This is a genomic window from Leucobacter weissii (assembly GCF_017565745.1).
GTDB classification, from domain to species: domain Bacteria; phylum Actinomycetota; class Actinomycetes; order Actinomycetales; family Microbacteriaceae; genus Leucobacter; species Leucobacter weissii.
In genome coordinates this window covers 1-779 of the sequence record NZ_JAGDYM010000029.1, presented here as the reverse complement: position 1 = coordinate 779, position 779 = coordinate 1, and the positions used below count along the sequence as shown (strand labels likewise).

The 779-nt window shown below is 64.2% G+C and carries 1 protein-coding gene; it reads right to left on the bottom strand.

The features are described from left to right. Nucleotides 1-110: 110 nt before the first annotated feature. Entirely contained in the window at nt 111-479 is a 369-nt protein-coding gene (locus J4H92_RS15175; RefSeq protein WP_208099017.1) for a response regulator, read from the bottom strand. Nucleotides 480-779 lie beyond the last annotated feature (300 nt).

The following is a 779-nucleotide window of genomic DNA, read 5'->3' as shown; positions in this document are numbered from 1 at the left end:
CAACGAGATCCGCCCGCACGAGGCGATCTCCTGGAACCGGCCAATGGAGGTGCACCTGGGCCTGGCCGACCCCACCATCCCCAACTTCGAACGAGAAGAAATCCTGCCAACTACTTGACGCGGGACAGGATGGCATGGGCGATCTCGTCCGGGTCGGCGCCTTTGCCGAGGAAGCCGCTGGCGCCGGCGACGAGGGCGGTGGCGACGTAGTGGTCTTCTTCGAACGTGGTGAAGATGAGTACGTGCACACCCGACAGGGCGGGGTCGTTGCAGATCTCGGTCGTGGCCTCGATCCCGTCTTTGACGGGCATGCGGATGTCCATGAGGATCACGTCAGGGCGCAGGGTCTGGGCAAGAGTGACCGCTTCTTGTCCGTTGACGGCTTCTCCGACGATTTCGATGTCGGTGATGTCGGCGAGGATCGCGGTGACAGCGCCGCGGATGAGGGCCTGGTCGTCGGCGACGAGAACACGGATCATGGGCGCCCTTTCTGGCCGATGAGAGGCAGTTCCGCGGTGAGGGTGAAGAACCCGGGCGGGCTGCTGGTGTGCACGGTGCCGCGAACGGAGGCGACGCGTTCACGGATGCCGACCAGTCCGTGCCCGCTGACCGGAGCACCCGGCGTGGAGGGTGTGGCACGGTTGGTGACCTGTGTCGCGCGTCAGACTATGTGGCAGGGCTGTTAGTTGAGTCCTGAACGGAGAGTCCGACATGGGAAGACCACCCCAGATTCCGGTGGAGAAGAAGACAAGGATCGTGCTGAGCGTCCTTGCCGGTGA

Coding starts and splice junctions, on each gene's coding strand:
- J4H92_RS15175 (WP_208099017.1), bottom strand. CDS start 479: ATGATCCGTGTTCTCGTCGCCGACGACCAGGCCCTCATCCGCGGCGCT.